This window comes from Rhizobium sp. IY2 (assembly GCF_047532935.1).
Classification (GTDB): Bacteria; Pseudomonadota; Alphaproteobacteria; order Rhizobiales; family Rhizobiaceae; genus Rhizobium; species Rhizobium anhuiense.
In genome coordinates, this window is record NZ_JBLKNU010000001.1 from 258,347 (window position 1) to 283,607 (window position 25,261).

General features: G+C 61.7%; 24 protein-coding genes. 7 read left to right on the plus strand and 17 right to left on the minus strand.

What is annotated here, in order from left to right:
- Nucleotides 1–197 precede the first annotated feature (197 nt).
- From ACMUVN_RS01205 to ACMUVN_RS01215, 3 genes are all read right to left on the minus strand, one after another.
- The gene (locus ACMUVN_RS01205; RefSeq protein ID WP_174824439.1) at nucleotides 198–647 is read right to left on the minus strand and encodes a BA14K family protein; all 450 of its coding nucleotides are present in this window, start codon (nucleotides 645–647) and stop codon (nucleotides 198–200) included.
- A gap of 139 nt (nucleotides 648–786) precedes the next feature.
- On the minus strand, nucleotides 787–1,002 hold the full coding sequence (locus ACMUVN_RS01210) for a cold-shock protein (RefSeq protein ID WP_003561293.1): 216 nt from the start codon (nucleotides 1,000–1,002) through the stop codon (nucleotides 787–789).
- Between the two features lie 487 nt (nucleotides 1,003–1,489).
- Nucleotides 1,490–2,380 carry a DMT family transporter gene (locus tag ACMUVN_RS01215; protein WP_183904858.1) on the minus strand — a complete coding sequence of 297 codons (891 nt, stop codon included), beginning with the start codon at nucleotides 2,378–2,380 and terminating at the stop codon, nucleotides 1,490–1,492.
- A 101-nt stretch (nucleotides 2,381–2,481) separates the two neighbouring features.
- Between ACMUVN_RS01215 and ACMUVN_RS01220 the strand changes: the two genes are divergently transcribed.
- Nucleotides 2,482–2,949, plus strand: a complete 468-nt coding sequence (locus tag ACMUVN_RS01220; RefSeq protein WP_047614475.1) for a hypothetical protein — start codon at nucleotides 2,482–2,484, stop codon at nucleotides 2,947–2,949.
- Nucleotides 2,950–2,953: 4 nt separating this feature from the next.
- On the opposite strand, the gene ACMUVN_RS01225 is transcribed toward ACMUVN_RS01220, so the two are convergent.
- The 3 genes from ACMUVN_RS01225 to ACMUVN_RS01235 form a co-directional block, all read right to left on the minus strand.
- Nucleotides 2,954–4,096, minus strand: coding sequence for a PQQ-dependent sugar dehydrogenase (locus ACMUVN_RS01225; RefSeq protein ID WP_414814807.1), 1,143 nt, complete (start codon nucleotides 4,094–4,096; stop codon nucleotides 2,954–2,956).
- Nucleotides 4,097–4,157: 61 nt separating this feature from the next.
- Nucleotides 4,158–4,931: a class GN sortase gene (locus ACMUVN_RS01230; protein WP_047614264.1), complete on the minus strand. Its 774-nt coding sequence runs from the start codon at nucleotides 4,929–4,931 to the stop codon at nucleotides 4,158–4,160.
- Nucleotides 4,921–7,308 carry a marine proteobacterial sortase target protein gene (locus ACMUVN_RS01235; RefSeq protein WP_414814808.1) on the minus strand — a complete coding sequence of 796 codons (2,388 nt, stop codon included), beginning with the start codon at nucleotides 7,306–7,308 and terminating at the stop codon, nucleotides 4,921–4,923. The genes ACMUVN_RS01230 and ACMUVN_RS01235 overlap by 11 nt, the downstream gene beginning before the upstream one ends.
- A 384-nt stretch (nucleotides 7,309–7,692) precedes the next feature.
- Between ACMUVN_RS01235 and ACMUVN_RS01240 the strand changes: the two genes are divergently transcribed.
- From ACMUVN_RS01240 to ACMUVN_RS01250, 3 genes are all read left to right on the plus strand, one after another.
- Nucleotides 7,693–8,895 (plus strand): pyridoxal phosphate-dependent aminotransferase, encoded by a 1,203-nt coding sequence (locus ACMUVN_RS01240; protein WP_028758400.1) that lies wholly within the window; start codon nucleotides 7,693–7,695, stop codon nucleotides 8,893–8,895.
- A gap of 268 nt (nucleotides 8,896–9,163) precedes the next feature.
- A complete protein-coding gene (locus ACMUVN_RS01245) occupies nucleotides 9,164–10,069 on the plus strand; it encodes a glycosyltransferase family 8 protein (RefSeq protein WP_028758401.1) in 906 nt (301 codons plus the stop codon).
- 47 nt (nucleotides 10,070–10,116) lie between these two features.
- Entirely contained in the window at nucleotides 10,117–10,983 is an 867-nt protein-coding gene (locus ACMUVN_RS01250; protein WP_168332751.1) for a 3-deoxy-manno-octulosonate cytidylyltransferase, read from the plus strand.
- Nucleotides 10,984–11,041: 58 nt separating this feature from the next.
- On the opposite strand, the gene ACMUVN_RS01255 is transcribed toward ACMUVN_RS01250, so the two are convergent.
- The gene (locus tag ACMUVN_RS01255; RefSeq protein WP_097542099.1) at nucleotides 11,042–12,139 is read right to left on the minus strand and encodes a calcium:proton antiporter; all 1,098 of its coding nucleotides are present in this window, start codon (nucleotides 12,137–12,139) and stop codon (nucleotides 11,042–11,044) included.
- A gap of 231 nt (nucleotides 12,140–12,370) precedes the next feature.
- Here ACMUVN_RS01255 and ACMUVN_RS01260 point away from each other — a divergent pair, with 231 nt between their 5' ends.
- Nucleotides 12,371–12,652 carry a DUF2188 domain-containing protein gene (locus ACMUVN_RS01260; protein WP_028758403.1) on the plus strand — a complete coding sequence of 94 codons (282 nt, stop codon included), beginning with the start codon at nucleotides 12,371–12,373 and terminating at the stop codon, nucleotides 12,650–12,652.
- A 2-nt stretch (nucleotides 12,653–12,654) separates the two neighbouring features.
- On the opposite strand, the gene ACMUVN_RS01265 is transcribed toward ACMUVN_RS01260, so the two are convergent.
- Together ACMUVN_RS01265 and ACMUVN_RS01270 are read right to left on the minus strand one after the other, a co-directional pair.
- Nucleotides 12,655–13,170, minus strand: a complete 516-nt coding sequence (locus ACMUVN_RS01265) for a GrpB family protein (RefSeq protein WP_028758404.1) — start codon at nucleotides 13,168–13,170, stop codon at nucleotides 12,655–12,657.
- A 104-nt stretch (nucleotides 13,171–13,274) separates the two neighbouring features.
- Nucleotides 13,275–14,174 carry a LysR family transcriptional regulator gene (locus tag ACMUVN_RS01270; protein ID WP_414814809.1) on the minus strand — a complete coding sequence of 300 codons (900 nt, stop codon included), beginning with the start codon at nucleotides 14,172–14,174 and terminating at the stop codon, nucleotides 13,275–13,277.
- A 94-nt stretch (nucleotides 14,175–14,268) separates the two neighbouring features.
- Here ACMUVN_RS01270 and ACMUVN_RS01275 point away from each other — a divergent pair, with 94 nt between their 5' ends.
- A complete protein-coding gene (locus ACMUVN_RS01275) occupies nucleotides 14,269–15,291 on the plus strand; it encodes an NAD(P)H-binding protein (protein WP_414814810.1) in 1,023 nt (340 codons plus the stop codon).
- On the opposite strand, the gene ACMUVN_RS01280 is transcribed toward ACMUVN_RS01275, so the two are convergent.
- The 6 genes from ACMUVN_RS01280 to trxB form a co-directional block, all read right to left on the minus strand.
- On the minus strand, nucleotides 15,288–16,088 hold the full coding sequence (locus ACMUVN_RS01280) for an aminoglycoside phosphotransferase family protein (RefSeq protein WP_127430188.1): 801 nt from the start codon (nucleotides 16,086–16,088) through the stop codon (nucleotides 15,288–15,290). The two genes, ACMUVN_RS01275 and ACMUVN_RS01280, sit on opposite strands and share 4 nt — an antisense overlap.
- A 78-nt stretch (nucleotides 16,089–16,166) precedes the next feature.
- Complete coding sequence (locus ACMUVN_RS01285; RefSeq protein WP_047611133.1) at nucleotides 16,167–17,291, minus strand: alkene reductase; 1,125 nt, start codon at nucleotides 17,289–17,291, stop codon at nucleotides 16,167–16,169.
- Nucleotides 17,292–17,316: 25 nt separating this feature from the next.
- Nucleotides 17,317–18,483 (minus strand): MFS transporter, encoded by a 1,167-nt coding sequence (locus ACMUVN_RS01290; protein WP_047614249.1) that lies wholly within the window; start codon nucleotides 18,481–18,483, stop codon nucleotides 17,317–17,319.
- A 1-nt stretch (nucleotide 18,484) separates the two neighbouring features.
- A complete protein-coding gene (locus ACMUVN_RS01295; protein WP_028758410.1) occupies nucleotides 18,485–18,778 on the minus strand; it encodes an ArsR/SmtB family transcription factor in 294 nt (97 codons plus the stop codon).
- 553 nt (nucleotides 18,779–19,331) lie between these two features.
- Nucleotides 19,332–20,228, minus strand: a complete 897-nt coding sequence (locus ACMUVN_RS01300; protein WP_003581089.1) for a LysR family transcriptional regulator VtlR — start codon at nucleotides 20,226–20,228, stop codon at nucleotides 19,332–19,334.
- A gap of 22 nt (nucleotides 20,229–20,250) precedes the next feature.
- Nucleotides 20,251–21,225: a thioredoxin-disulfide reductase gene (gene trxB, locus ACMUVN_RS01305; protein WP_028758411.1), complete on the minus strand. Its 975-nt coding sequence runs from the start codon at nucleotides 21,223–21,225 to the stop codon at nucleotides 20,251–20,253.
- Nucleotides 21,226–21,456: 231 nt separating this feature from the next.
- Between trxB and ACMUVN_RS01310 the strand changes: the two genes are divergently transcribed.
- Nucleotides 21,457–21,924, plus strand: a complete 468-nt coding sequence (locus ACMUVN_RS01310; RefSeq protein ID WP_017994786.1) for an Lrp/AsnC family transcriptional regulator — start codon at nucleotides 21,457–21,459, stop codon at nucleotides 21,922–21,924.
- Nucleotides 21,925–21,945: 21 nt separating this feature from the next.
- Here the strand turns inward: ACMUVN_RS01310 and ACMUVN_RS01315 are convergent, their stop codons facing one another.
- Together ACMUVN_RS01315 and ACMUVN_RS01320 are read right to left on the minus strand one after the other, a co-directional pair.
- Complete coding sequence (locus ACMUVN_RS01315) at nucleotides 21,946–23,292, minus strand: sigma-54-dependent transcriptional regulator (RefSeq protein WP_047611123.1); 1,347 nt, start codon at nucleotides 23,290–23,292, stop codon at nucleotides 21,946–21,948.
- A gap of 4 nt (nucleotides 23,293–23,296) precedes the next feature.
- Complete coding sequence (locus ACMUVN_RS01320) at nucleotides 23,297–25,165, minus strand: ATP-binding protein (RefSeq protein ID WP_414814811.1); 1,869 nt, start codon at nucleotides 25,163–25,165, stop codon at nucleotides 23,297–23,299.
- Between the last annotated feature and the right edge of the window lie 96 nt (nucleotides 25,166–25,261).

Below are 25,261 nucleotides of genomic sequence, written 5' to 3' on the forward strand. Positions count from 1 at the left end.
ACGAGCACTGGTGAGGGGCGAGAAACCTATAACGTCTATTTCTATGGACTTTGTAGAAATATTTTTCCCCGGCCACGTGGATATGGTGCGGGGTGGGCAATGTCGAGAAAGCGGACGCGGGAGAGGACCAGTTGAGGGATCGACAAAAAGAAAGCGCCGCTGAAGAGCGGCGCTTGGCATCAGGGATGATGGCGAATTCAGCCGGCAGTGCAGAAATGGCTGCGGCCGTCATTGCCGATATAGGTGCCGCTGCGCGGATCGAAAGAGCGGTAGCGGTAAGAGCAGTAACGCTCCCATTGCGGCGACCAGGGTTCCACCGCCGTGCGGACCGGCTCGTAATATTGCGGCTGCTCGGCATAGACTCGGCGCGGGGCGCGATAGACCGGAGCGGGCTCATAATAATCCGGCTCGTAGGCCGGGTCGATGTAGCGGCGCTCTTCGTAGACCGGGCCGTTATTGGCGTTGGCGATGGCCGAACCGACGATCAGGCCGGTTGCGAGGCCGACGGCACCGCCGACGAGCGCGTCGTTGCCGTCATGATGGCGCCAGTGGCGGTCGCGTGCCGATGCTTCGCCAATGGCGGAGAGAGTGAGCGCGGCAGCCGTTGCCGTCAGCAGAAGAGTCTTGGCGAGCCTGTTCATAAGCATAAATCCCAATCCAGGGAACCGAACGCCGGTTCCTTTCTCGATGGTGACAGTCCTATCGATTTGTAGCTGAACGAAGGCTGAACGACAAAACCCGGCATTGCTGCCGGGCTTCAACTCGAATTTGACAGCCGTTAAGGGTTCAGCCCGCAATCTGCAGATTGACGGCCTTCGGGCCCTTGCCGCGGCGATCCGGCTCCGTGTCGAAGCTTACCTTCTGGTTTTCCGTCAGACCGGCCAGCCCGGAGGCCTGAACGGCAGAAATGTGAACGAAGATATCGGCGCCGCCCCGGTCCGGCTTGATGAAGCCGAAGCCTTTGTCGGTATTGAAGAATTTTACAGTGCCAGTCTCTGCCATGCGTCAGGTCCTTTTCTCTCTGCCCGCCATCCACACGGGCAGCATCATAGCATTGCCTCCTTGCGGGAGGTGTTGGCAGGCAATTCTTGAAATGTGAGAAAAAGGTCCCCTCTACCTCGGCCTGTTCCAGGCAGGACTTTCGCCCGCCATTTTTGGAACCGGCTGACCGGAATATTAGCGTTCCCGGCGCGCAAATACTTAAGGACTTCCCATGCTCGCAAAATGCCCGAACGCGCTGAGAGTGCTGCGTTTAAAGGATTTTGGCAAGCAAAAGTTTTTTAGCGTGTCGTTCCTGGCACACCCCTGCCGATAAACAATTTGCGCAAAAACGCAAAATTTCCTTCGCTGATAGGGAATGATTAACGTTTTATATCGTCTGCAATATAAGTTCCGAGCAGATTTTCCCAAAAATGCAACGTGAACGCGTCTTTCCGCCCCCAGTAAATTTTTTTTCCGCTGTGGGACTCACCCATATTTGGACGCGTGTTCACGTGGCTGGCAGCCGCCGTCGGGCGAATCCAGGGACGAGTTCGACTACAAGCATAGCGATCAACATGAGCGCGCAACCTGCATAACCTGTCGCCGGCATCGTTTCGCCGAGCAGCAGGGCTCCGAGCGATGCGCCGAAGATCGCTTCGGAAGAAAGGAAGATCGCGGCCTGCGAGGGCGTCGTATAGCGCTGGGCTATCACCTGCAGGACGAAAGCCAGGCCAGAGGAGAAAATTCCGACGTAAAGGATCTCCGGCGCCGCCGCCCAAATCGCCGCAAGGCTGACAGGTTCGACGGCTGCGGCAACGGCCAGCGCACAGGTCGCGGTTACGGCGAATTGCACGGCGGAGAGCGCGAGCGGCCTTCCGATCGCCGAAACGGTCGTGCCGGCGAGGGTGATCTGGATCGCCCAGAAGACGGCGCAGACGACGGTCAGCAGATCGCCCGGCGTCAGCGCCGAAAGATGGCCACCGGACAGGAGGTAGATGCCGGTGATCGCCAGCAGCGCGCCGGGCCAGATGATCCAATGCGGGGCGCGGCGCAGGAAGAACACGGCAATCAGCGGCACAAAGACGACATAGAGGCCGGTGATGAAGCTGGAATTCGTCACCGTCGTCGTCTGCAGTCCGACCTGCTGCGTGGCTGCACCGCCGAAAAGGGCAAGGCCGGTCAGGATGTAGAGCTTCGCATGGCGCGCGCTGGTCTTCTCTTTGGCCTTGCGCGCCTCAAAAAGGACGAAAGGCAGCACCGCCAGCGTGGCGACGGCAAAACGCAGGCAGATGAACCAGAAGGGACCGATCGCCTTCATCGCCGTCGACTGCGCGACGAAGCCGCCGCCCCAGATGGCGGCTGCAAGCAACAGGAGGAGGTTCGCCTGAACGCGCGTCATGTCGTCCTCGATGGGGAAGGGAGGTGTGGTCAAGCGGTTAGCAGTTGCGTTTACTTCCGGCAAGGGTGAAGACTTTGGGCGGCGTGAACGGAGGTGAAGGCATGCGACGTGAAGAACGGCCAGCCGGCGACACCGCAGTGTCCAAGACGGCAGGCTATTCCGGCACGCCGCTTGCCCGGAAGCTCGGCCTGGCTGATGGGCAGGCCGCGGCTCTTCTCGGCGTTCCCGAGACGATCGGCGAGATCAATGGTTTCGACGGTTTTGCTTCGGTCGTCCGCGCGCTTCCCGAGACGCCTCAGCGCGCCTTCGACTATGTGCATTTGTTTACAACAGAACGGGCGGCGCTGGAGGCTGTTGCGCCCACGCTTTTTTCTGTCCTGATGCCGAGCGGCATGGTCTGGATCTCCTGGCCGAAGAAGAGTTCACGCGTGCCGACCGACATCACCGAGGACGTGTTGCGGGAGGTTCTGCTCCCGACGGGCCTCGTCGACGTCAAGGTCTGCGCCGTCGACGAGATCTGGTCCGGGCTGAAATTCGTCATCCGCAAGGAACTGCGCGGCCCGTTGTGATCTTTCAGCCGTTGCGGGCTTGCGCCCTGGAGACCCTGAGCAGCGCGCCGTCGTCCTCGTCCGTCACCATCAGCAGCGCTCCGTCGGGTGCGACGACGACGTCGCGGATGCGGCCGTATTCGCCCTCGAACAGGCGCTCTTCGGCGACGAAGGCGCCGTTGTCGTCACGTTGCATGCGCGACAGCAACTGGAACTTCAGCGCTGCGACGATGAAATTGCCGTCCCATTCCGGAAACATGGCGCCGCGATAGACGACGAGCGCGCCGGGTGCGATCGAAGGATCCCAATAATGCAGCGGCTGTTCCAGCCCTTCCTTGGCTGTGCCTTCGCCGATCTCGGCGCCGGAATAGTCGCGTCCATAGGTGATGATCGGCCAGCCGTAATTCTTGCCGGCCTGGGGCTGGTTGATCTCGTCGCCGCCGCGGGCGCCGTGTTCGACGGTATAGAGCTTGCCATCCCTGGCGTCGAAGTTGATGCCCTGCGGGTTGCGGTGGCCTTTCGACCAGATTTCCGGCAGCGCCTTGCCGCCGTCCTTGAACGGATTGTCGGCGGGGATGCTGCCGTCGGCATTGATATGGATGATCGAGCCGGCGTCGTCCTGCCAGTCCTGCGAGCGGTCGCGGTCGCCGCGGTCGCCGACGCTGATGAACAGCGAGCCGTCGCCGGATATCGCGATACGCGAGCCGTACTGGATATTGCCTGATGTGAAGCGCCGCATGGTGAAAACCGGCTTTACTGCGTCCAGGGTCTTTTCATCGGCCGAAAGTGTGGCGCTGAAGGCTTCGGTGCCGGAGCCCTGCCTGTCGGCGATGGCGGCGGTGAAATAGAGTTTTCGGCTCGTCGCAAAGTCCGGGGCGAGCGCCACGTCCATCAGGCCGCCCTGGCCACGGGCGCTGACTTTCGGCACGCCGCCGATCGGGTCGGAGACCTTGCCCTCTCGGATGATGCGCATGCGGCCCGGCCGCTCGGTGACGAGATAGGCGCCGTCGGGCAACACCTCGACCGCCCAGGGATGTTCGAGACCGTCGGCGAGCTTGTCGACTCGCACTGTAAGATCCTGCGCTTTGATGGTATCAGCCGCATCCGCGGATATAGCCCCGAACAGGACCAGCGCTGCGGCCAAATGGAGGGCGGATATTCTCTTCATCGTGTTTTCCCTGTCGTCTCTCCAGGCTGAACGTGGAGCGGACAGGAAACAGCTTCAACCCTCATTCGACCTGATATAACGGCTTTGTGTTTGGCGGTTGAACCGAGCCGGTCGCCTGAGGGTCGACCAGTTCCGTCTCGAGGATGTAGCGCAAGGGCCCGCGCTCCGTCGCGTCGAAGGGCCAGCAGGTGGTCAGCACGAGACGGCGGCCGTCGGAGGAGGGATCGATGCCGCTTGCATCCCACGGAGCGATGCGGCTTTCGCCCGCCTTGAAAGTCAATAGTTTGCCGTCGCGGCGCGTGACTTCGATCGTATCGCCGGGCTTTATATATTGCAGCCAGCGGAAGTGTGTGTCGCGATGGGCTGCGATCACGGAGGTGCCTTCCTCGCCCGGCTGTGGGGTGTTGACGAGCCAGGCCGGACCGAAGGCGAGAGCCTCGCCGGAGGCGCCGGAAAGCACGATCGCCTCCTTGCCGAGGCGCGGGGCGCGCACCTTGGCCTCGGTGGTGAAATCCGCCCAGGGCCAGGGCTTTGTCTCGTTCCCCCGCAGCTCCGCGGCGAAAGCGCGTTTCAGCAGGATCTGGGAGAGCTCCGCCTTCGCTTTCAGCAGGAAGCCGTCGCCGATCAGCGCCAGGCCATAGAGGGCAAGACCGGCAATGGCGAAGGCGATTGCCTTTTCGATCGAGGAAAGACGCCAGAGGAAAAAGCCCTTGCTCGGGCGCGCCTTCGGCCTGTCATAGGCCGTGGCGGCCGCCATGGCGAGTTCCAGATAGGTCGGAAGCGGCTCGAATTCGGCCGCTTCCTCGTCGTGGCTTGCGGAGAGCCTAGAGACCATAACGCTTGGCCCCGACCGCGATCATCCGTTTGATGCGCCGGCGCCAGATGGCCAGCCCGCTTGCCGCCGTCAGCGCCAGGAGCAGCATGGTAAGCCCGCGGATGATCTGCTCGTCGGCGCGCGTTGCCGTCTGCGGCAGGTTCACGGTCGAGCTCTTCTGCGCGATCATAGTGGCGGCCTTGGCGGTCGGGGCTGCTGCCATCATGTTTGCGATCCCGGGCGATGCGGCGAGATCCTGTGTTTCGGCTGCCGCCTGTTCCGGTCCGGCGTTTCCTGCCGGCGTCGCCGAGCCATGGCGTTCTCCGCCGGCAGGAGGGACAGGGTTTTCGCCGAAGACCTTATCGAAGTCCCAACCTTCAGGCAGATTGAGCGGCAGCTTGGTTGAGCCGAGCGGCTGATCGGCCGGGCGTGACGGGGTAACGTCGACGGCAACGAGGCTGGTGAGGCGGGAGACGAGATGGTGGGCGAGAGCGACCGTCTCGATATCCTTGTCGAGCGCGGCCCGATCCTGACGTTCATAGGCACGGGCTTCGAAATCGTCGATCTTGCGGCGGGCCCAGAGCTTGGAAATGCCTTTGCCGTCGGCGGCATTGGCGATATCCATGTCGACGCGCCAGGGCTGCTCGCCTGTCTTGCCGAAGATCTGCAGCTTGCCGGCGGGTTTGTCCTCAGGCAGTTCGGCGGTCAGCACGACGGGTTCGCCACTGTAGAGGTCCGGCATCGGGTTCGGCGTGATATCCTCGGCTTTTATGCCTTCAAAGGTCGCGGCGATATCGGTCATGGCTGGGTTCTGCAGCTTGGCGAAAAGCTCGGCCATGCGGCTTGCCACCTGATCGGTCGAGCCGATCGCCGTGAAGGTGCCACGGCCGACTTCGGCGGCCTTGGTCATGAAATAGGTATTCGGCGCCGAGCCGATACCGACGGTGAAGACGCGGGCATCGCCGCGGTTTGCAGTGATTTCCTGGAAGAGCTGTTGCTCGTTGCCGATTGCGCCATCCGTCAGGAACACGACCTGGCGCAACGCTCCGCTTGCGACCGGTCCCTGGTTGCGCAATGCAGCCTCCAGGGCGGGCAGCATTTCCGTGCTGCCGTCGGCTGTCAGGCCCCTGACATAGGCAATGGCCTTTTCGCGATTGTCCGGGGTGGCAGCAACGAGACCCTTGAAGTAATCCGTCATCGTATCGTCGAAACGGATGACGTTGAAACGGTCGTCGGGGTTCAGCTTGGAAATGGCAAGCGCCAGGCTCTGCCTTGCCTGCTCGATCGACGGACCGGACATGGAGCCGGAATTGTCGATGACGAAGACTACCTCGCGTTTTGCCGGCGGCGCTGCCGCATCCGGAGCCGTGGGCGGGGTGACGAAGGCGAGCAGATAGGTCTTGCCGTTCATGACTTCCCGGAAGAGGCCGGCACTCGGCATCTTGCCGGGGGCGGCCTTCCAGGTGAGCTCGAAATCCTTGTCGGCGGGAACGGTGTCCGCCTTCAGGCCGATCGTCCTCGCCTGGTCGCCATCCTGCCTGATATCGACCGCGTGGAAGGACGATTTGACGTCGCCAAGCGGGAAGCCTGCCTTGAGGTCGACGGTCAGCGAAACCGGATTGATCCTGGCGTTCTCACGCGGATCAAGTACGGGGGCTTCGATCTTGTCGCGGTTTTCCACCGGGTCGCGTGGTGTGGCGAAACCGGCGCCGTTATTGAACTCGACGGTCTGGACGATCGGCGCCGGATTGTAGCGCGGGGCGACGACCATCGGAAAACGCAGCGAGAACTCGCCGCCCGACTGGTGGACCGTCTGCTGATATTCGATCTGGACGACGACGGTTTCGCCGGGACCGATATTGGCGACCTGGTTGGTGAAAATGTTCGGCCGCTGTTGTTCGAGCAGCGCCGTCTTCTTGCCCTCGGCCTTGGCCTGCTCGTAGATTTCACGGGCTTCCTGGCGAGGCTTGATCTGGCCTTCGATGAAGCGTTCGCCGATCTGCATTTTCAGGGCGTCAACGGCGGAATTGTCCGGCAGCGGGAAGACGTAGGTGCCTTCTACCCAACCCTGGCTTGGATTCTGAAAGCGCTGCGTCACCTTCACCCTGGCGATCGGGCCGGAGACGTCGATGGCGACATCGGTCTTCAGCCGCGGCGCTTCGACATAAAAGCCCGGCTCCTTCGACGGAAAGAGCAGCGAGCCGCTGTTGACGTCATTCGGCCGGACAAGCGCCGCCAGTTGGTTGGATGCCTGCGGCGCCTGCTCGGCGCGGACTGTGGAGGCAAACCCCAGCATCGCCGCTATGCAGGCGGCAAGAGCGGTGACGGCAACAAGGACTGAAACGGAAATTCGGCGGGCGCGAATGCGCCCTATGGCAAACTCATCTTCCAGAAACATTGGCATACCCTCAATAACCAATTTCGGATGCCGGATGATGCGGCTTCGATCTCGGCGCGCTCACGACCGAATTGCGGCGTGGCTCGGCATTTGTTGCGGCTTATTCGTGGCGATGGTCGAATCCGGCGATGCCACTGATTTCAGGGTATAAATCCGGATGACTTCAGAGTTTGATTCAAGATCCGCGCAGCACGATTCAACCTCGTGACGCCGGCCAGTCCGAAGGCGTGGACAGGCCGGGCGGGCGGCGCGGCGAAATGATCAATAAGAATCATGCCGCCATGACGCCTTTCCGCTTGAAATGCCGTCATACATTGGACATAGAGCTAACCGCAGAACTCCGGTCCCGGCTTTCTGCCCGTTTCAACCAATAGGACCGTTATCATGGCCTTCCTTGCCGATGCTCTTTCCCGTGTGAAGCCTTCAGCCACCATCGCCGTCTCCCAGAAAGCGCGCGAGCTGAAAGCAAAAGGACGTGACGTCATTGGCCTCGGTGCGGGTGAACCGGATTTCGATACGCCCGACAATATCAAGAAGGCCGCCATCGACGCGATCAACCGCGGCGAGACGAAGTACACGCCGGTTTCCGGCATTCCTGAGCTGCGCAAGGCAATTGCCGCCAAGTTCAAGCGCGAGAACGGCCTGGACTATACAGCGGAGCAGACGATCGTCGGCACCGGCGGCAAGCAGATCCTTTTCAACGCTTTCATGGCAACGATGAACCCCGGCGACGAAGTCGTCATCCCGGCGCCTTACTGGGTTTCCTATCCCGAGATGGTGGCGCTGTGCGGCGGCACGCCGGTTTTCGTTTCGGCCACCCAGGAGCATAATTTCAAGCTCCAGCCGGCCGATCTCGAAAAGGCGATCACCGAGAAGACAAAGTGGTTCATCTTCAACTCGCCGTCCAACCCGACGGGTGCGGCCTATACGCATGACGAGTTGAAGGCGTTGACGGATGTGCTGATGAAACATCCGCATGTCTGGGTGCTGACCGACGACATGTACGAGCACCTGACCTATGGCGACTTCAAGTTCGTCACGCCTGTCGAAGTCGAGCCGAAGCTCTACGACCGGACGCTGACGATGAACGGCGTCTCCAAGGCCTATGCAATGACCGGCTGGCGTATCGGCTACGCGGCAGGCCCGCTGCAGCTCATCAAGGCCATGGACATGATCCAGGGCCAGCAGACCTCGGGTGCGACATCGATCGCCCAGTGGGCTGCTGTCGAAGCGTTGAACGGCACGCAGGACTTCATCCCGGAGAACAAGAAGATCTTCGAAGGCCGTCGCGATCTCGTCGTTTCCATGCTGAACCAGGCCAAGGGCATTGTCTGCCCGGTGCCGGAAGGCGCCTTCTACGTCTATCCCTCCTGCAAGGGTCTGATCGGCAAGACGGCTCCGTCGGGCAAGGTCATCGAGACGGACGAGGATTTTGTTTCCGAACTGCTGGAATCGGAAGGCGTTGCCGTCGTTCACGGTTCGGCCTTCGGTCTCGGCCCGAACTTCCGCATCTCCTATGCAACTTCCGAAGCACAGCTCGAGGAAGCCTGCCGCCGTATCCAGCGCTTCTGCGGCGCCTGCAAGTAAGCCGGTTGGCACAGCATCGATCAAAGGCCCGCCGCGACGGCGGGCCTTTTTCTTTGTGGCGAGGTCGGGCTGGCGCTGTGATTGTCGTTCACGTCCCGATTCAACATGCTGCAGAGTTGATTCCACTTTGCCTCGCAAGTCGTTGAATTCCGATTCAAAACGTGACGCAGGGTGACGGCTCGGCGGGTGATCGGCGGTTGCGGGTTGGCATCAAACCAACTAGATATCCGGCATCAAGTTTACGTTGCCGCTTCGGGAGGCCGGGATTTTGCAGCAGAGTGCGGTGATCGTCTGTTCGGATGTCAACATGCTGCCGGCCGCCTGCTGCACCCTGCTTTCCGTCAAGCGCAATCTCGGCGGTTCTGCCGTGGAGTTCCTGCTTCTCGGCATCGACCTTACGCCGAATGAAAGCGCCGAGGTCGGAAATTTCGCGCGGATGCACGGCATGGCGATCACTGTGCTGCCCTACAATACGCCGGATACGGCAAAGCAGGCGCGGGGCCGCTGGTCGGGTGCGACGCTGGCGCGGCTCTACATGGATCTGCACATACCCGCTCATATCGAGCGTCTGCTTTACCTCGACGCCGATGTGCTGGCAGTTGCGCCAGTTGACGAACTCTTCAGCAGGGATTTTCAAGGCAAGGCGCTTGCCGCCGTCGACGACTATGTCATGGCCTTTCCCGAGAAGGCCGGCGCACGGCAGCGGAAGATCGGCATGCACGAGGGTGGCCGCTATTTCAATGCCGGTGTGCTGCTGTTCGATTGGGCGGCCTGCCGGGAGAGGGAGCTTTTTGCCAGGACACGGGAGATCTTCGAGGAGCGGTCGCATCTTTTCGAGAATAACGATCAGGATGCGCTGAACGTCACCTTCGACGGCGACTGGCTGGTGCTCGATCCGCGCTGGAATACGCAGACCGGCCTTCTGCCCTTTGTCGGCCGGCCGGCGATCATTCATTTTACCGGCCGGAAAAAACCGTGGCAGGCCACCGTACCCTGGGTGCACCGCCGGATGGCCAAGCGTTATATCGAGGATCTCAGCAATACGCCGTGGGCCTCGTTCTGCAGGCAGCCGTCGATGATGGGCCGGGTCGCGGGTTTCCTTTCGCATGTGGGAAAGCGTATCGGCGGGCTGACGCGGCTGGCACGGACGCGCGCCTATTTCAGCAACAGCTAGTAAGGCGGGCAGTGCGCATCGTCCTTGGAAAGTGCATGTGAGCCGATATGGAAGCAATCCCCAGTGACACGCAGAGGGCCGCCGCGGATGGCGGCTTCAACTTCCTGACGCCGGAGGCGTGGAAGGCACTGTTGTCACCTTATTCCCACGTCGTGCTGGTGGCAAACAGCGAAGCAGTCGATTTCGAGCGGCTGCGAAGCGAATTTCCGGAGACGACGCTCTACGTCTTCTTCAACAATGTCTATAAGGTGCTCGACGAAGCCTTCACCGGCCATGCGGTGCTGATTGCCCGCAGCGGCGTGATGGGCGCCAATATCGTCCACCGGCGGGAGGCGGCGGATGTTCTGCGTTTCTTTGCCGGCGACGATTTTTTGGGTGTCGTCAATATTCGCGCCTCCCCGGAGGAAAACTTCAGTGAGGAGAGCGGCTTCAAAGGCGCCAGAACCCGCCATCTCGATCTGACGCAAATGCTCGGCGATCTCTATCCGACAGGCAAAATCGCGACGAGCGGCTTTGCGATGGCGCTTTGGCTGGCCGACCTGCAACTGCCGGGCAAGATCCTGCTTGCCGGTTTTTCGGCAAAGAGAAGCGAGAAGTGGAAGGTCTTCGACGTGCACGACTGGACGTTCGAGCAGATCTTCCTGCGTCTCTTTGCCAGGATGGGCTCGATCTCGATGATGGGCGGCGTCGATGCCAGCCCCTATTCGGCGCTGGCCAAACGGTTTCCGCAGGTGCCGCCGATCGAGATTGCGATGACGGCGGCCGAAGTTCTGTCGGAACGGCTCCACAATGCGAACGGCCAGATCGACCGGCTGATGTCCGTCACCAAATCGATCCGCGCCATTGAGGGTTTCTTCCGGCGCTTCAAGCCGAAAACCCGCAAGCAGCGCTTCCTCGAAAAGTCGAAGGAATGACTGCCGCAGGGACCTGCCAACAAGGGTGAACTGCCAAGAAGGCGGTCAGCCGCCACCGTCAAAGTCCCAGCGCCGTCAGCATGATGAAAGTGGCAAAGAGGATGAAATGCGTCATGCCCTCGATGGCGTTGGTCTCGCCGTCGTTGAGGTTGATCGCCGCTGCAATCAGCGTGATCGTCACCATTACCGTCTGCACCGGGGTCATGGCCATGATGAAGGGCTGGCCGGTGTAGAGCGCGATCGCCTCCATGACGGGTACCGTCAGGATCACCGTCGACAGTGAAGCGCCCATGGCGATGTTGACCGTCGCCTGCATGCGGTTCCTGAGGGCTGCCCTCAATGCCGTCAGGATCTCGGGGGCGGCCGAAATCGCCGCGACGACGACGGCGGTCACCGCGATCGGCGCGCCGCTGTCGCGCAGCCCCTCGGCCATGAAGGCCGACATGAACTCCGCCAGCAGGCCGATGATGACCACGCCGACGAGAATGGTGGCGATCGAGATCGCGGCCGACTCGTCGGGGGCGTGCTCGTCCGGACTTTCTTTCTTCCGCTCAGAGCGCGGATAGCTATAGCTGAAGAAATAGCTGTGCTGGCCGACTTGCATGCGCAGGAAGAGGCCGTAGAGCGCGATCATCGCGACGATAGTGAAGGCGGAATAATAGTGCCATTTGTCGCGGGGCACGAATTCCGGCACGATCATCGAGATGCCCATGGCGGTGAGGATCATCACGCCGTAAGTCTTGCCGGAGTTATCGTTATAGGGCTGTTCGCCGTGCTTGAGGCCGCCGAGCAGGGCGGCGAGGCCAAGAATGCCGTTGATATCGAGCATTAGGGCGGAATAGATCGTGTCGCGCACCAGCGTCGGCGAACTCTCGCCACTCATCATGATGGCGAGGATGATGACTTCGACGGCGACGGCCGAAAGGGTCAGGATCATCGTGCCGTAGGGATCGCCGACTTTGACGGCGAGCAGTTCGGCATGATGGGCGACGCGGATCGAGGCGAGCACGATGGTGCCGACCAGGGCGACGGCTGCGATCAGCGCGACGCCGCGCCCCATCTCGATCACCGCGTGTTCCATGAGATAGGCGATCACTGCAACGACAAGTGCGACGACCAGAAACTTTTCTTCTTTAAAGCGTGACGCGATCCCCAAGCCTGAGCTCCTGTCCCGATTCATGCGTTTTATCTAAGTCACTGATTTCGCCTATCAAGCAGGCCCAAGGCCAGTCCCGTTTGCAGTCTTCGGCGTTTAATGGAATACTGAACGTCATCGGGGCCGGAAAGCAGATCGCGGCGTCCTCGAATTCTCGTCAAGCGGCCGCGATGATCCGGATCCTGTCCGGAAGCGTGCGAATGCGCAACAAGAAGATGAGGAGACGGATGCATGATCAAGGTGGTCTACGAAGTCGTGCCGCATGACGGCGGCTGGGCCTACAGGCTGGGAGGTGTCTATTCCGAGGCATTTCCGACCCATGCCGAGGCCCTCGAAGCTGCGCGCATCGTCGCGGCCGAACAGCAGGTCGGCGGCGATTCCGCCGAGATCAGCTGGCAAGACGAGAACGGCAAGTGGCATGAGGAATATGCCGAAGGCGGCGACCGGCCGGAAACCGAGGTGGTGGATGGTCTCTGGAAAGGTCACGCGGCCGGGGCCTCGCCAGGCATTTGAAATTACCGATTGCCCGTCAATGCCCGCGCGACGATCGCGTCGACGAATTCACGCTTATGCGCGGTATAGCGATCGCCGTCCATCCTGAATTCGGCTGCCAGCCTGCGTTTGAGCGCGGCATACTCCGCCGCCGCTTGCGGATGCGCGATGAGATAATCCCGGAAAGCCAGCCTGTTTCGATGGGTGCTGTTGCCGGGCGGGCAAAGATAGACCCGCTCCGCCGGCACTGAACCTCTCGACAAAAACGCCCAGACATCGTCGTCATAGCGGTTGCCGCGCGGCTCGTAGCCTTCTGCCAGAAGCACGCGGGTGGCGCCTTCGATATGCCCGAGGCCGGGAAGGATGATGTCGATATCGATAAGCGGCTTGGCGGTCATGCCCGGTATGGACGTGCTGCCGATGTGATCGATGGAGAGCGCCTGCGGCAGCAAGCCCAGCAACCTGTCGCGGATGCGCCGGAAGGCTTGGGGCCATTGCGGATCGTGGGGCACGAGTTCAACCGGGTTGTGCGTCGTCATTTTCCCATCCCGCCGGAGCGCCCGTCCGACAGGACGGGCCAAGGAGCCTATTGCTTTGAAATTTGCGCATGATTCTTTCCGAAAATCGATTCCGATTTTCGCACTTATGCGCTGGTCGAATATCGGTAATAGTCCTTCAGACCGTTGACCAGGGCGTCGAACGTGGCGCGGCAGCGCGGCGAGGTCTTCAGGCTCGCATGCATCGCCACCCACGTACCGAGCGGGATTTTGAAGGCATCGGGCAGGATGTGCACCAGGTCAGGATTTTCCCGCGCAAGCCCGGTCTGGCAGATGCCAATGCCGACGCCGGCGCGGATTGCGGAAAGCTGGGCAAGGTTGCTGTCGGTCCTGTAGGAGAATTCGATGCCGGGCACGGCATAGCGTTTCATCACCATGCGGACATAGGCCGTCTGCCGGTCGAAGCCGATCAGCCGGTGGTTTGCGAGGTCAGCCAAGGTTTGCGGAATGCCGTATCGGCTGAGATAGCGGCGATGGGCGTGAAAGCCGAGCGGGATATCGCCGATGCGGCGCACGAGGAGCGCATCCTGCTGCGGCTCGGCCATGCGCACGGCGATGTCGGCCTCGCGGTTCACCAGGTCCTCGATGATATCGGAAGCTGAGAGCTCGATCTGGAGGTCGGGATAGGTCTCCTGCAGCGGTCCGAGAATCCCAGGCAGCACCTCGACGGCGATGACTTCGCTGGCGCTGACCCTGACCGTTCCAGCCACGCGTTCGCGCTCACCGGATGCGGTGCGCAACAGGGCGGCAGCGGTTGCCGCCAGTGTTTCGGCATAGGGCTTGAGCGCCAGTGCGGCGTCGGTCGGCAGCAATCCATTCGGCGAGCGGGTGAAGAGTTCGGCGCCGATCGCCAGTTCCAGTGCATCGACATGGCGGCCTATGGTCGGCTGGGTCAGCCCCAGTTCTCGGGCGGCGGCTGAAAGCGATCCCTGCTGGAGCACGGTGAGGAAACTGCGGTAGAAATCCCAGCTTGGTTCAACGCTCATATATTTCTGTATAGCAGATGCAACTATTTCGTCAATTTTGTTTATGTCTTGCTGATGGCATGATCCTCTCATCCAACCGAAGGAGATGAGTGTCATGAACAGCGAAATGCAGATGACGGCCCTCGTCCTCGGCGCGACCGGCGGTATCGGCGGCGCGGTTGCCCGCAAGCTGCTTGGGCGCGGCTGGCGCATCCGGGCGCTCAACCGTGATGCAGCCAAGGCGTCGAGGCGCGAGCCGGCTTTCGAATGGCTGCAGGGCGATGCGATGAATGCCGGTGACGTGCTGAGGGCGGCTGAAGGCGTCGGCCTGATCGTCCACGCCGTCAATCCGCCCGGCTACCGCGACTGGGAAAGGCTGGTGCTGCCGATGCTCGACAATACAATCGCCGCCGCTCGCGCCGTCGGTGCGCGCATCGTGCTGCCGGGCAACGTCTATAATTTCGGCCCCGATGCCTTGCCGGCGCCGACGGAGGAAAGCCCGCAGCATCCGGTGACGAAGAAAGGGGCGATCCGCGTCGACATGGAGAAGCAGCTGAAGGCCGCCTCGCAGTCCGGTGCCGGCGTCATCATCGTCAGGGCGGGGGATTTCTTCGGTCCGGGCACGACTGGTAACAGCTGGTTTTCGTCTGGCCTCGTAACCCCCGGTAAGCCGGTCGGCACGATCAGGAATCCCGCACGGCGCGGCATCGGCCATCAATGGGCCTATCTGCCCGACATGGCGGAAACCATCGCCCAGCTCGTCGAGCGGGCCGATCGGCTGCCGCCTTTCGCCGTCTATCATATGGAGGGCTTCTGGGATGCGGACGGCATGCAGATGGCCGAAGCGATCAAGCGCGTCGCCGGCGGCAAGGCGAAGATCGCCGGCTTTCCCTGGTGGATCGTGCCGCTGGCAGCACCCTTCGTTCCTGTGATGCGGGAGATCAAGGAGATGCGTTATCTCTGGAAGGTGCCGGCGCGGATGCGGAACACCAGGCTCACGGCCGAGCTCGGAAGGGAGCCGCAGACGCCGATCGACGAGGCCGTCAGGGCTTCGCTCGCGGCGCTTGGCTGCCTGCCTGAACCGCATCGCGACATGACGACCGCCTTTATCGGGCATTCGCCTGAAAAGATGCGTTAGGTCCGAAGTTCGGCCAGCGCAATCCGGGCGACCGTCAGGGCTTTTTCTGCCTGCTCGATGTTCGGATCGCCGAGGAACCAGGCGGCGGAAAGGCCGGAATAGGCAGATATCCATTGCAGCAGCCGTTTCGGCTCGAGCCCAGCCGCTGCTGAGACGACTGCGAGCTGGCGGCGGAAGCGAGCCGGATCGGTGATCGTTGGCAATTCCTCATTGGCGAAGATGTTGGCGAAATCGAAGCCGCGTTCGCCGTGGAGCCGCTTCGGATCGATCGCCAGCCAGCCGCGCGACTCGAAATCGAGGATATTGCCGTGGTGGATGTCGCCGTGAAGGATGGCGACGTCACGCGGATCGGCAAGGAGGGCGTTGGCGATCGCCGAACAATCGGCAAGCGTGCCGCCATGCTTGGCTGCTGCCGGCTCCAGATCGCGGAACCAGCGGGTGAGGGGCACGGGATCGGGAAGCGGTTTTTCGCGCGGCGCATGCAGCCGTGCCGCTGTCTGACAGAGAATGCGGCTTGCCTCGTCGTCCTCACCATTCATCGCCATGGCAAGCAGCGAGCGTTTCCCCATCGCCCTTTCCAGCAGCACGGCGTCGTCCTCACGGGCGAAGACATAGGCTGCGCCGTCACCATCCCACCATTGCATCAGCAGTGCGCCATATCGCTCGTCGATATCGGCAGCCACTTTCAACATGGCGGGCCCATCCTGCCAGAGGACCGGCAGCAACAGGCTCGAATGGGTGATGATCGGCTCGCCGTCTTGTATGAGCGACCAGCGATGGAGATAAGAATCGAACATGGCGACACGCTACAAAGATGCATCGAAAATGGAAATCCCGCCTTTCGGCGGGATTTCGCGGTTTGCATTGCAAAAGGCTCAGGCGACTTTTTCGAGGATAGGATAGTCGATATAGCCCTTGCCGGTGCCGCCGTAGAAAGTCGACTGGTCGGGCGTGTTGAGCGGCAGATGGTGTTCCAGGCGCTCGACGAGGTCGGGATTGGCAATGAAGGGCTTGCCGAAGGCGACGAGATCGGCGCGGCCGCTTTCGACGGTGTCGATCGCCAGATCACGGTCGTAGCCGTTGTTGACCATCCAGTCGGCCTTGCCGCCGGCCCTTTCGTAAGCTTGGCGCAGCGCCTTGTATTCGAAGGAAGGATTATCGCCCTGCTTGTAGTCACGGTCGCCGCCGGTCTGGCCTTCGATGACATGGAGATAGGCGAGGTCGTATTTGGCCAGGCCTTCGACGATGTGTGTAAAGGTCGCCTGCGGATTGGAATCGTAGCTTTCGCCGGACGGCGTCACCGGCGAGATACGGATCGCGGTGCGGCCGGCGCCGATTTCCTTGACCACGGCATCGACGACTTCGAAGGTCAGGCGGGCACGGTTTTCGATCGAGCCGCCATATGCATCGCTACGGTCGTTGACGCCGTCGCGGATGAACTGGTCGAGCAGGTAGCCGTTGGCGCCGTGGATCTCGACACCATCGAAGCCGGCATCGATCGCGGCCCGGGCGGCCTTGCGGTAATCCTCGATAATGCCGGGAATTTCGGCGGTTTCAAGCGCGCGCGGCTCGGAGGTGTCGGCGAAGCTGCCGGTGCCGTCGGCATTGACCAGATAGGTCTTGGCCTTGGCGACGCGGTTGGTCGAGGAAACCGGCTTGCCGTCGTTCGGCTGCAGCGTCGTGTGCGAGATGCGTCCGACATGCCACATCTGCACGACGATCTTGCCGCCAGCAGCATGGACCGCGTCGGTGACGCGCTTCCAGCCGTCGAGAGCCTCCTTGGTATAGAGACCCGGCACATTGGCATAACCCTGGCCTTGATGTGTGATGGCTGTCGCTTCGGTGATGATCAGGCCGGCGCTGGCGCGCTGGCGGTAATATTCGACGTTGAGGTCGTTGGGGATTGCGCCCGGCGAGCGGTTGCGGGTCAGCGGCGCCATGACGATGCGGTTCTTGACGGGGATGTCGCCGACTTTCGTGGGTTCGAAAAGCTTGGCCATGATGGTCCTTTCTTTTGCGGGAGGATCACTCGGCAGGAGCGAGGGCGGCTCGGCCCCTGGCGGAGAGATAGGTGAGCACCGTCGCGCCGAGGCCGATTAGGGCCATCAAGGCTGCGGCGAGTGGAACGCGGGTGAGATCGAAGCCCGCGTCGATGACCAGGCCGCCGACCCAGGCGCCGAGCGCATTGCCGGTGTTGAAGGCGCCGATGTTGATCGTCGAAACAAGATTCGGGGCGTCCTTGCCGAAGCCGACGACGCCGACCTGAAGCGCCGGCACGGCGGCAAAGCTTGCCAGTGCCCAAAGGAAGAGGGTGATTTCGGCCGGGATGAAGAAGCGGCTCGTATAGCTGAAGGCGATCGAGGTGATGGCGATCGCGGCAAAGACGCCGGCAAGCGTCGCGCCGAGCCGCCAGTCGGCAAGCTTGCCGCCGACGAGGTTGCCGACGGTCAGCCCGAGGCCGATCAGGAACAGCGTCCAGGTGACGCCTTCGGGCGACACGCCGGTGACGTCGCGCAGCAGCGGCGCGATATAGGTGAAGAGGGCGAACATCGAGGCGGCGAAGAAGACGGTGGTGGAGAGCGCCAGCCACAGGCCGCCATTCCGGAGTGCCGCGATCTCGCGCAGGATGCTGCTGTTTTCCTGGTGCTTGTCCCTCGGCAAAATGGCGATCAGGCCTGATATAGTGACGATGCCGATGACGGTGACGACACCGAAGGTGGCGCGCCAGCCATAGGCCTGGCCGATCGCGGTGCCGAGCGGCACGCCGAGAACATTGGCAAGCGTCAGGCCGGTGAACATCAGCGCGACGGCGCGAGCCTTGCGGTCTTCGGCGACCAGTCCGGCGGCGACGACCGAGCCGATGCCGAAGAAGGCGCCGTGGCAAAGCGCGGTCACGATGCGGGCGATCATCAGCACCCAGTAGCCGCTCGCCAGAGCGCACAGCAGGTTGCCGGCGATGAAGAAGGCCATCAGCGCAATCAGGGCGGTGCGGCGCTTCAGCTTCGCAGTCGAAACGGCCATCACGGGTGCGCCGATCGCGACCGCCAGCGCATAGCCGGTTACCAGCCATCCGGCCTGCGGGATCGTCACCGACAGATCGGCGGCGACCTCAGGCAGCAAACCCATGATGACGAATTCGGTGGTGCCTATCGCAAACGAGCTCAAGGCGAGAACGAGGAGGGCGAGGGGCATTCTAAAGGTCCTGCGTCAGTTGCTTGAGAAAAGCGGCGATCGTTTCTTCGTTTCGCTTGTAGAAGATCCACTGGCCGACGCGTTTGGTGGTGACGAGGCCGGCGCGATGCAGCGTCCCGAGATGAGCCGAGACCGTCGACTGCGACAGGCCGCAGCGCTCGAACTGACTGGCGCAGACACCCATTTCGAAAGGGTGCTCCTGCGAGGGGAAATGTTGCTCGGGGTTTTTCAGCCAGTTCAGAATGTCCATCCGGGCGGGATGAGCGAGTGCCTTGATAATCTCGTCTTTGTCCATCGTCGTTCGCCGAACTATAAATCGTGTTTGACCGATATATTGATCGTCGGAACTCGATATGCAAATCACGGAGGCGTGAGGTGGCGGCTTTTAGTGGGTGCGCAATTTTTGGGCAAAAAAAGAGGGCCACCGGAAAACCAGGGCCCTTGTAATTGTGAAGGTCAAAAACCTCCAGAGGGGAACAGCTAATGCGGTGGTACTGGGAGAGAAACCACAAGATGCATCAGCTGAGATGGATATGGTGCTTCCTTGAGCAGGTTTCAATGCTTTTTTGTGCATGTCTGCTATGCGCCGCACAATTTTTTTGCGGTGCGGCATTTCCCTGGGCAAGCAAGGCAAAAAAAGAGGGCCACTGGAAAACCAGGGCCCTTATAAGTGTGAAGGTCAAAAACCTCCAGAGGGGAACAGCTAATGCGGTGGAACTGGGAGGAAAAGCCACCATGTGCATCAGCTATGTGCGATATGGTGGTTTAATGGGCAAACGGCAACCCTCATTTGTGCATGCCAGTCATGCGCCTTCTGCATAGTATGCAAAACGTCGACAAAATCGGGCTTAAAAGTTCCAGTTTCTAGCCTTGCTGACGATGAAATCGCGGAAGGCCTTCAGCTTGGCGGCGTTCTTGATTTCATCGGGATAGCAGAAATACGTATCGAAGGAGGGGACGTCGGCATTGATCGCCAGCTGAATCAGGCCGGGGTCGCGACCGACGATGTAATCCGGCAGGCAGGCGACGCCGATGCCGAGCAGGGCGGCTCGCTTGATCGAGGTCTGGCTGTTGATCTGCAGATGCGGGATGCGCTTGTTGTCGGACGAGCGGCCAGCGACCTCCAGCCAGTTGACGTCGAGCAGGTAGCTCGGCGCCGGCTCGCCGAAGGTGATGATGCGGTGATTGTCGAGATCCTCGATCTTCTGCGGCTCGCCATGGCGGTTGATATAGGACGGAGCCGCATAGACGTGCATGTGCACGGTGAAGAGCTTGCGCTGGATGAGGTCGGATTGCTGCGGCTGGCGCAGGCGAATCGCGCAGTCGGCATGGCGCATGTTCACATCCACTTCCTCGTTGTCGAGGATCAGCTGGATCTGCACATCGGGATAGAGCTGCAGGAATTCCTGGATCTTGTCGGTCAGCCAGCCCTGGCCGAGACCGACCGTCGTCGTGACGCGCAGCTTGCCGGACGGCGTCTCGGTCGTCTCGGTGAGCTGCATCTTCACGGTTTCGAGCTTCAGCAGCACGTCGTGGGCGGTGCGATAAAGCAGTTCGCCCTGCTCCGTCAGAATCAGGCCGCGCGCATGGCGGTGAAACAGCTTGGTGCCGACATCCTGCTCCAGCGCGCTTACCTGGCGGCTGATGGCGGATTGGGACAGATGCAGTTTATCCGCCGCATGCGTGAACGAACCCGCCTCGGCAGCTGCGTGGAAAATACGCAGCTTGTCCCAATCCAATGGCATTCCCCCACCCCTCATGCCGATCTTACTCCGCGGCCACGGCGACGGGCATGTGGCCCGTCAGATATCGCTCGGCTTCCAGTGCTGCCATGCAGCCCAGGCCGGCGGCGGTGATCGCCTGGCGGAACGTGTCGTCGGTCACGTCGCCCGCAGCATACACCCCCTCCAGGCTGGTCGCGGTCGAATCCGGTGCGGTCCAGAGATAGCCATTGTCCTTCAGCTTCAGTTTGTCCTTGAAGAGCTCGGTTGCCGGCGCGTGGCCGATGGCGACGAAGACGCCGTCGATCGTAACCTCGGTGATCGCCCCGGTACGCGTGTCGCGCAGGCGGGCGCCGGATACGGATTGCGGCATCGGCGGCTTGGCCGGCGTGCCGGTGATCTCTGCCACTTCGGTGTTCCACAGCACCTTGACATTGTCCTTGGAGAACAGACGCTCCTGCAGGATCTTCTCGGCCCGGAAGAAATCGCGGCGGTGCACTACGGTGACCGACTTGGCGATGTTGGAGAGATAGAGCGCCTCTTCGACGGCGCTGTTGCCGCCGCCGACAACGATCACATCCTTGTTGCGATAGAAGAAGCCGTCGCAGGTGGCGCAAGCCGAAACGCCGAATCCCTGGAAATGCTGTTCGCTCTCGATGCCGAGCCATTTGGCCTTGGCGCCGGTGGCGATGATCAGTGTATCCGCGGTCCAGACCTGGCCGCTGTCGGTGCGGGCGACGAAGGGACGCTGGTTCATGTCGACTTCGGTCACGAGATCGTTGACGATCTCGGCGCCGACATGTTTTGCCTGCTGCAGCATCTGTTCCATCAGCCAGGGACCCTGGATCGGATCGGCAAAGCCCGGATAATTCTCCACATCGGTGGTGATCATCAGCTGGCCGCCCTGTTCGAGACCGGCGATCAAAACCGGTTTCAGCATGGCGCGCGCGGCATAGACCGCGGCAGTATAGCCTGCGGGTCCGGAACCGATGATGAGCACCTTGGTATGGCGGGCGGGCATGTCATTTCCTTTCGACTGGCAGGAGGGCGGCGGCTAAGTGGTGATTGCGGCCGTTTCGCGGTCCATGGGCCATTTATGAACGTCCAATGCTTTTATTCAAGGGCAGCCTTGCGTTACCAACAAGGCAAATCGCCAGGATGTGCAAGAATCCGTCATCGGCGTGAAACATTCTTGCGTATTCCGCCGCTTTATATAGAAGCTCCCCGCGGAGAATTAAAGAAAGGCAATGATGTGGGTCGCGCCGAACTCGACGTCATCGACATAAAGATACTCCGGGAGCTGCAGGCCGACGGCCGCATGACCAATGTGGAGCTCGCCGATCGCGTCGGCATCTCGGCGCCGCCCTGCCTGCGCCGGGTGCGCAAGCTCGAGGAAGCCGGCATCATCGAGGGCTATCACGCGATGCTGAACAGCCCGAAGCTCGGCTTCGACCTCGTCGCTTTCTGCATGGTTGGCCTCAAGCACCAGTCGGAAGGCAATCTCAAGGCCTTTGCCGCCGCCACCACCGAATGGCCGCTGGTGCGCCAGGCGTGGATGGTCTCCGGCGACAGCGATTTCCTGCTGCATTGCGTGGCGGAGAACCTCACCCGCTTCCAGGATTTCGTCATCGAGGTGCTGACGGCGAACGAACATGTCGATACCGTGCGCACCATGCTGACGATCCGGCAGGTGAAGAAGCTGGGACTGGTGGAAGTCTAGACTCCCAATTGCTCCCGTCCATTACTTGCGCGAGATATAGCCGCCCCGGTTGATGCCGTGGCGCTGGAGCTTGTCGTAGAACGTCTTTCTCGGAATACCGAGCGCTTCGATGGTGCGGCGCACGTCGCCGTCATTGGCCGACAGCGTGTCGCGGATGATCTCCGCCTCGTAGCGTTCCAGTCGTTCGGGAAGCGTGGAGCCCGCCGGCTGCGCAGGGACCACTGCCGCTCCACCGCCTTCCACACCAAGCACCACGCGTTCGGCATAATGCGAGAGTTCGCGGACATTGCCGGGCCATGTATGCGAGGCGAGATGCTGCCGCACACCGGGCGAAAGCGGCGGGACCTCGCGGCGAAACCGCTCCGCGGCACGGGCGGCGAAATGGGAGAACAGCAGCGGAATATCGTCGCGGCGTTCTCGCAGCGGCGGAATGGAGATCGTCACAACATTCAGCCTGTAATAGAGATCCTCGCGAAAATCGCCGCGCACCGAGGGATCCCCGAGGTCGATCTTGGCAGCCGCGACAACGCGAAGATCGACCGGGCGCACCTCGTTGGTGCCGAGCGGCGTGATCTCGCGCATCTCCAGCACTCGCAGCATCTTGACCTGCGTGGCGGCCGGCATGCTCTCGATCTCGTCGAGGAAAAGCGTGCCGCCGCTTGCATGTTCGATGCGGCCCGTGCGGCGCTTCTGAGCGCCGGTAAAGGCGCCGGCTTCGTGGCCGAACAGTTCGCTTTCGATGACGGTTTCGGGCAGAGCGCCACAGTTGAGCGCCACGAAATTGCCCTTCCGGCGGTGGCTCCACTGATGCAGGATCTGGGCAACCACTTCCTTGCCGCTGCCCGTTTCGCCGGCGACCAGCACGTCCACATCGGTATCGGCGATATGGCGAAGAATGTTTCTCAAGTTTTCCATGACAGGCGTCTGGCCGATCAGCGGCAAGTTCTCCTGCGCATCCTCGGCTGCTTTGCGCAGCATGCGGTTCTCCAGAACAAGCCGCCGCTTCTCGCTGGCGCGACGCACGCTTTGGACGAGCCGATCGGCCGCGAAGGGTTTGGCGATGAAATCATAGGCGCCGTCCTGGATCGCCTGAACGGCCATCGGAATATCGCCGTGGCCGGTCATCAGGATCACCGGCAGGTCGGCATCCATGCCCTGCAGCGTGGCGAAGAGTTGCAGTCCATCGATCTCCGGCATGCGGATATCGGTGACGACGGGGCCGGCGAAGTCGGCCGGCAGGTCCGCCAATGCGGCTTTCGCCCCGTCATAGGCGGACACGGTGAAACCGGCGAGTTCGAGCGTCTGGGCGGTGGCGCGGCGCAAATCCTTGTCGTCGTCGATCAGCGCAACGGGGCTCAGTGTGTCCATGAGCTCAAGCCTTCCTCAGATGAACGATGAAGCGGCTTCCCCCGCTGTCGCTGACGACCTCCATCCGGCCGCCGTAATCGCCGACGATATCCTTGGAGATGACCAGCCCGAGACCGAGACCGCTCTCTTTCGAGGTGTTGAACGGGGTGAACAGGCCTTTGCGAATGTCAGGCGGAATGCCGGGGCCGTTGTCGGCGACCGTCACCGTTATCATCTCCGCATCGGCTGACGTTCTGACCTCGACGCGGCCCTCTCCGGCCTTCGGCGCCACCGCCTCCAGGGCATTCTGAAGCAAGTTGATCAGCACCTGTTCGAGACGGATCCGGTTTCCCATCACCTGCAGCTCAGGCGGCGGCAAGTCGATGTCGAGCAAATCCATTCGCCCGGCAAACCGGCTGCGCAACAGCATCACAGCACCCTCGATGACGTCCTTCAATCCTGTCGGTTCGGCGCTGCCTCGGCCTTTGCGGGCAAAGGTCTTCAGCTCTTCGGTGATCGCACCTATGCGCTCCGTCAGCGCCGCAATGCTTTCGAGATTTTCGCCGGCTGGCGCCGCCTGGCCGCGATCGAGGAAGGTGCGGGCATTGTCTGCATAGGCACGGATGGTCGCCACCGGCTGATTGATCTCATGAGCGACGCCGGCCGCCACCTGGCCCAGGATGGCCAGCCGGTTGGCCTGCACCAGATCCTGCTGCACCGCCTGCAGCTTCTGCTCTGTGCTCTTATGGCCGATGATTTCGGCCTGCAGCCGGTCCCGCGCCTGGCTGAGATCCAGCGTCCGCTCGACTACCCGCCGTTCCAGTTCCTCCCGCGCCTGCTGTTCTCTGGATATCCGCAGGGTGATCGCATGCCGGCGGCGCAACAGGAAGGCTGCTGCGGCCAACAGCGGCAAGAGGATGAGCAAGGCCAGCATGCGGGCTTCGCGAATTCCCGCATCGACGGACGGCCCGAGCGTCACGAGATGCTGCAGCTGCCATCCGGTGGCCGGAACCGGCATCCCGACATCGAGAAACCTGGTTTTTCCGGCATCGCCGGGCATGACGATCTCAACGACGTCAAGGCCGTCCCCGAGGTTCCTGATAAGATCGAGCGGCAGGGGCTGAAGCGGCGCAGCGCCGAATTGAAGGCTTTCGCGGATCGCAGTCAGCCGGTCTTCGGCGATCCGGCCGATCGTCATGAACCGCCATGATGGAAGACTGGTGATGAGGACGATGCCGCGCTCGTCAACGACATAGGACGGGGTGCCCGAGGCATTCCAATCCGCCTCGACGTCGTCGAATTCGACCTTGACCACGACGACACCCAGCAGGCCATTGCTGCCCGAAATCCGCTGGGAGATATAGAGGCCCGGCTTCTTGCTGACCGTGCCAAGTGCGAAGTGCTCGGCCTGTCCTCGTTCGACTGCCCCTTGGAAATACTCGCGGAAGCGGTAGTCATTGCCGACGAAGCTCGTCGGTTCGCGCCAGTTGCTGGCCGAAACCGCCATGCCGTCCTTGTCGATGACATAGATGACGGCAGCCTTCGTGCCCGCCGCCAAATTTTCCAGCTTCTGACTGAGCCGCTCGAACGCGCCGGCATCCTTTCCGGCCAGCGCCGCGGCGAGCGCTGCGTCCTGCGACAGAACGAAGGGAAGCGCCCGGTATTTTTCGAGAACCGTGCGCAGCAAAGCCGCATTCAGTCTCGCATCCATGCGGGCCTGTTCCTCAAGGGCGGCCTCCGCCCGGTGCCGGCCGATCTCGCCGCCAGCCCAGAGGCTTGCGACGACGGCGAGGAGGGCGAACACGGCATAGGTCCACCACATCCGGCGGATGCGGTGCTGCAGGGGCAGGGAAGGCCACAATTTCGGCGACACGGACATGGCGGATTTGTGCATTTTTCTGCACGAAACGCAAATGGATTTGTGCGGATTTCCGCATTGCTTAATTAGCTGTCAGCAGCCCCGTAAATTTTTCATTAATAAATTCAATCT

Excerpts from the sequence above, each read along its gene's own strand:
- ACMUVN_RS01205 (WP_174824439.1), bottom strand. The coding sequence starts at position 647 with ATGCTTATGAACAGGCTCGCCAAGACTCTTCTGCTGACGGCAACGGCT.
- ACMUVN_RS01210 (WP_003561293.1), bottom strand. The coding sequence starts at position 1,002 with ATGGCAGAGACTGGCACTGTAAAATTCTTCAATACCGACAAAGGCTTC.
- ACMUVN_RS01215 (WP_183904858.1), bottom strand. The coding sequence starts at position 2,380 with ATGACGCGCGTTCAGGCGAACCTCCTCCTGTTGCTTGCAGCCGCCATC.
- ACMUVN_RS01220 (WP_047614475.1), top strand. The coding sequence starts at position 2,482 with ATGCGACGTGAAGAACGGCCAGCCGGCGACACCGCAGTGTCCAAGACG.
- ACMUVN_RS01225 (WP_414814807.1), bottom strand. The coding sequence starts at position 4,096 with ATGAAGAGAATATCCGCCCTCCATTTGGCCGCAGCGCTGGTCCTGTTC.
- ACMUVN_RS01230 (WP_047614264.1), bottom strand. The coding sequence starts at position 4,931 with ATGGTCTCTAGGCTCTCCGCAAGCCACGACGAGGAAGCGGCCGAATTC.
- ACMUVN_RS01235 (WP_414814808.1), bottom strand. The coding sequence starts at position 7,308 with ATGTTTCTGGAAGATGAGTTTGCCATAGGGCGCATTCGCGCCCGCCGA.
- ACMUVN_RS01240 (WP_028758400.1), top strand. The coding sequence starts at position 7,693 with ATGGCCTTCCTTGCCGATGCTCTTTCCCGTGTGAAGCCTTCAGCCACC.
- ACMUVN_RS01250 (WP_168332751.1), top strand. The coding sequence starts at position 10,117 with ATGGAAGCAATCCCCAGTGACACGCAGAGGGCCGCCGCGGATGGCGGC.
- ACMUVN_RS01260 (WP_028758403.1), top strand. The coding sequence starts at position 12,371 with ATGATCAAGGTGGTCTACGAAGTCGTGCCGCATGACGGCGGCTGGGCC.
- ACMUVN_RS01265 (WP_028758404.1), bottom strand. The coding sequence starts at position 13,170 with ATGACGACGCACAACCCGGTTGAACTCGTGCCCCACGATCCGCAATGG.
- ACMUVN_RS01270 (WP_414814809.1), bottom strand. The coding sequence starts at position 14,174 with ATGAGCGTTGAACCAAGCTGGGATTTCTACCGCAGTTTCCTCACCGTG.
- ACMUVN_RS01275 (WP_414814810.1), top strand. The coding sequence starts at position 14,269 with ATGAACAGCGAAATGCAGATGACGGCCCTCGTCCTCGGCGCGACCGGC.
- ACMUVN_RS01280 (WP_127430188.1), bottom strand. The coding sequence starts at position 16,088 with ATGTTCGATTCTTATCTCCATCGCTGGTCGCTCATACAAGACGGCGAG.
- ACMUVN_RS01285 (WP_047611133.1), bottom strand. The coding sequence starts at position 17,291 with ATGGCCAAGCTTTTCGAACCCACGAAAGTCGGCGACATCCCCGTCAAG.
- ACMUVN_RS01290 (WP_047614249.1), bottom strand. The coding sequence starts at position 18,483 with ATGCCCCTCGCCCTCCTCGTTCTCGCCTTGAGCTCGTTTGCGATAGGC.
- ACMUVN_RS01295 (WP_028758410.1), bottom strand. The coding sequence starts at position 18,778 with ATGGACAAAGACGAGATTATCAAGGCACTCGCTCATCCCGCCCGGATG.
- ACMUVN_RS01300 (WP_003581089.1), bottom strand. The coding sequence starts at position 20,228 with ATGCCATTGGATTGGGACAAGCTGCGTATTTTCCACGCAGCTGCCGAG.
- trxB (WP_028758411.1), bottom strand. The coding sequence starts at position 21,225 with ATGCCCGCCCGCCATACCAAGGTGCTCATCATCGGTTCCGGACCCGCA.
- ACMUVN_RS01315 (WP_047611123.1), bottom strand. The coding sequence starts at position 23,292 with ATGGACACACTGAGCCCCGTTGCGCTGATCGACGACGACAAGGATTTG.
- ACMUVN_RS01320 (WP_414814811.1), bottom strand. The coding sequence starts at position 25,165 with ATGCACAAATCCGCCATGTCCGTGTCGCCGAAATTGTGGCCTTCCCTG.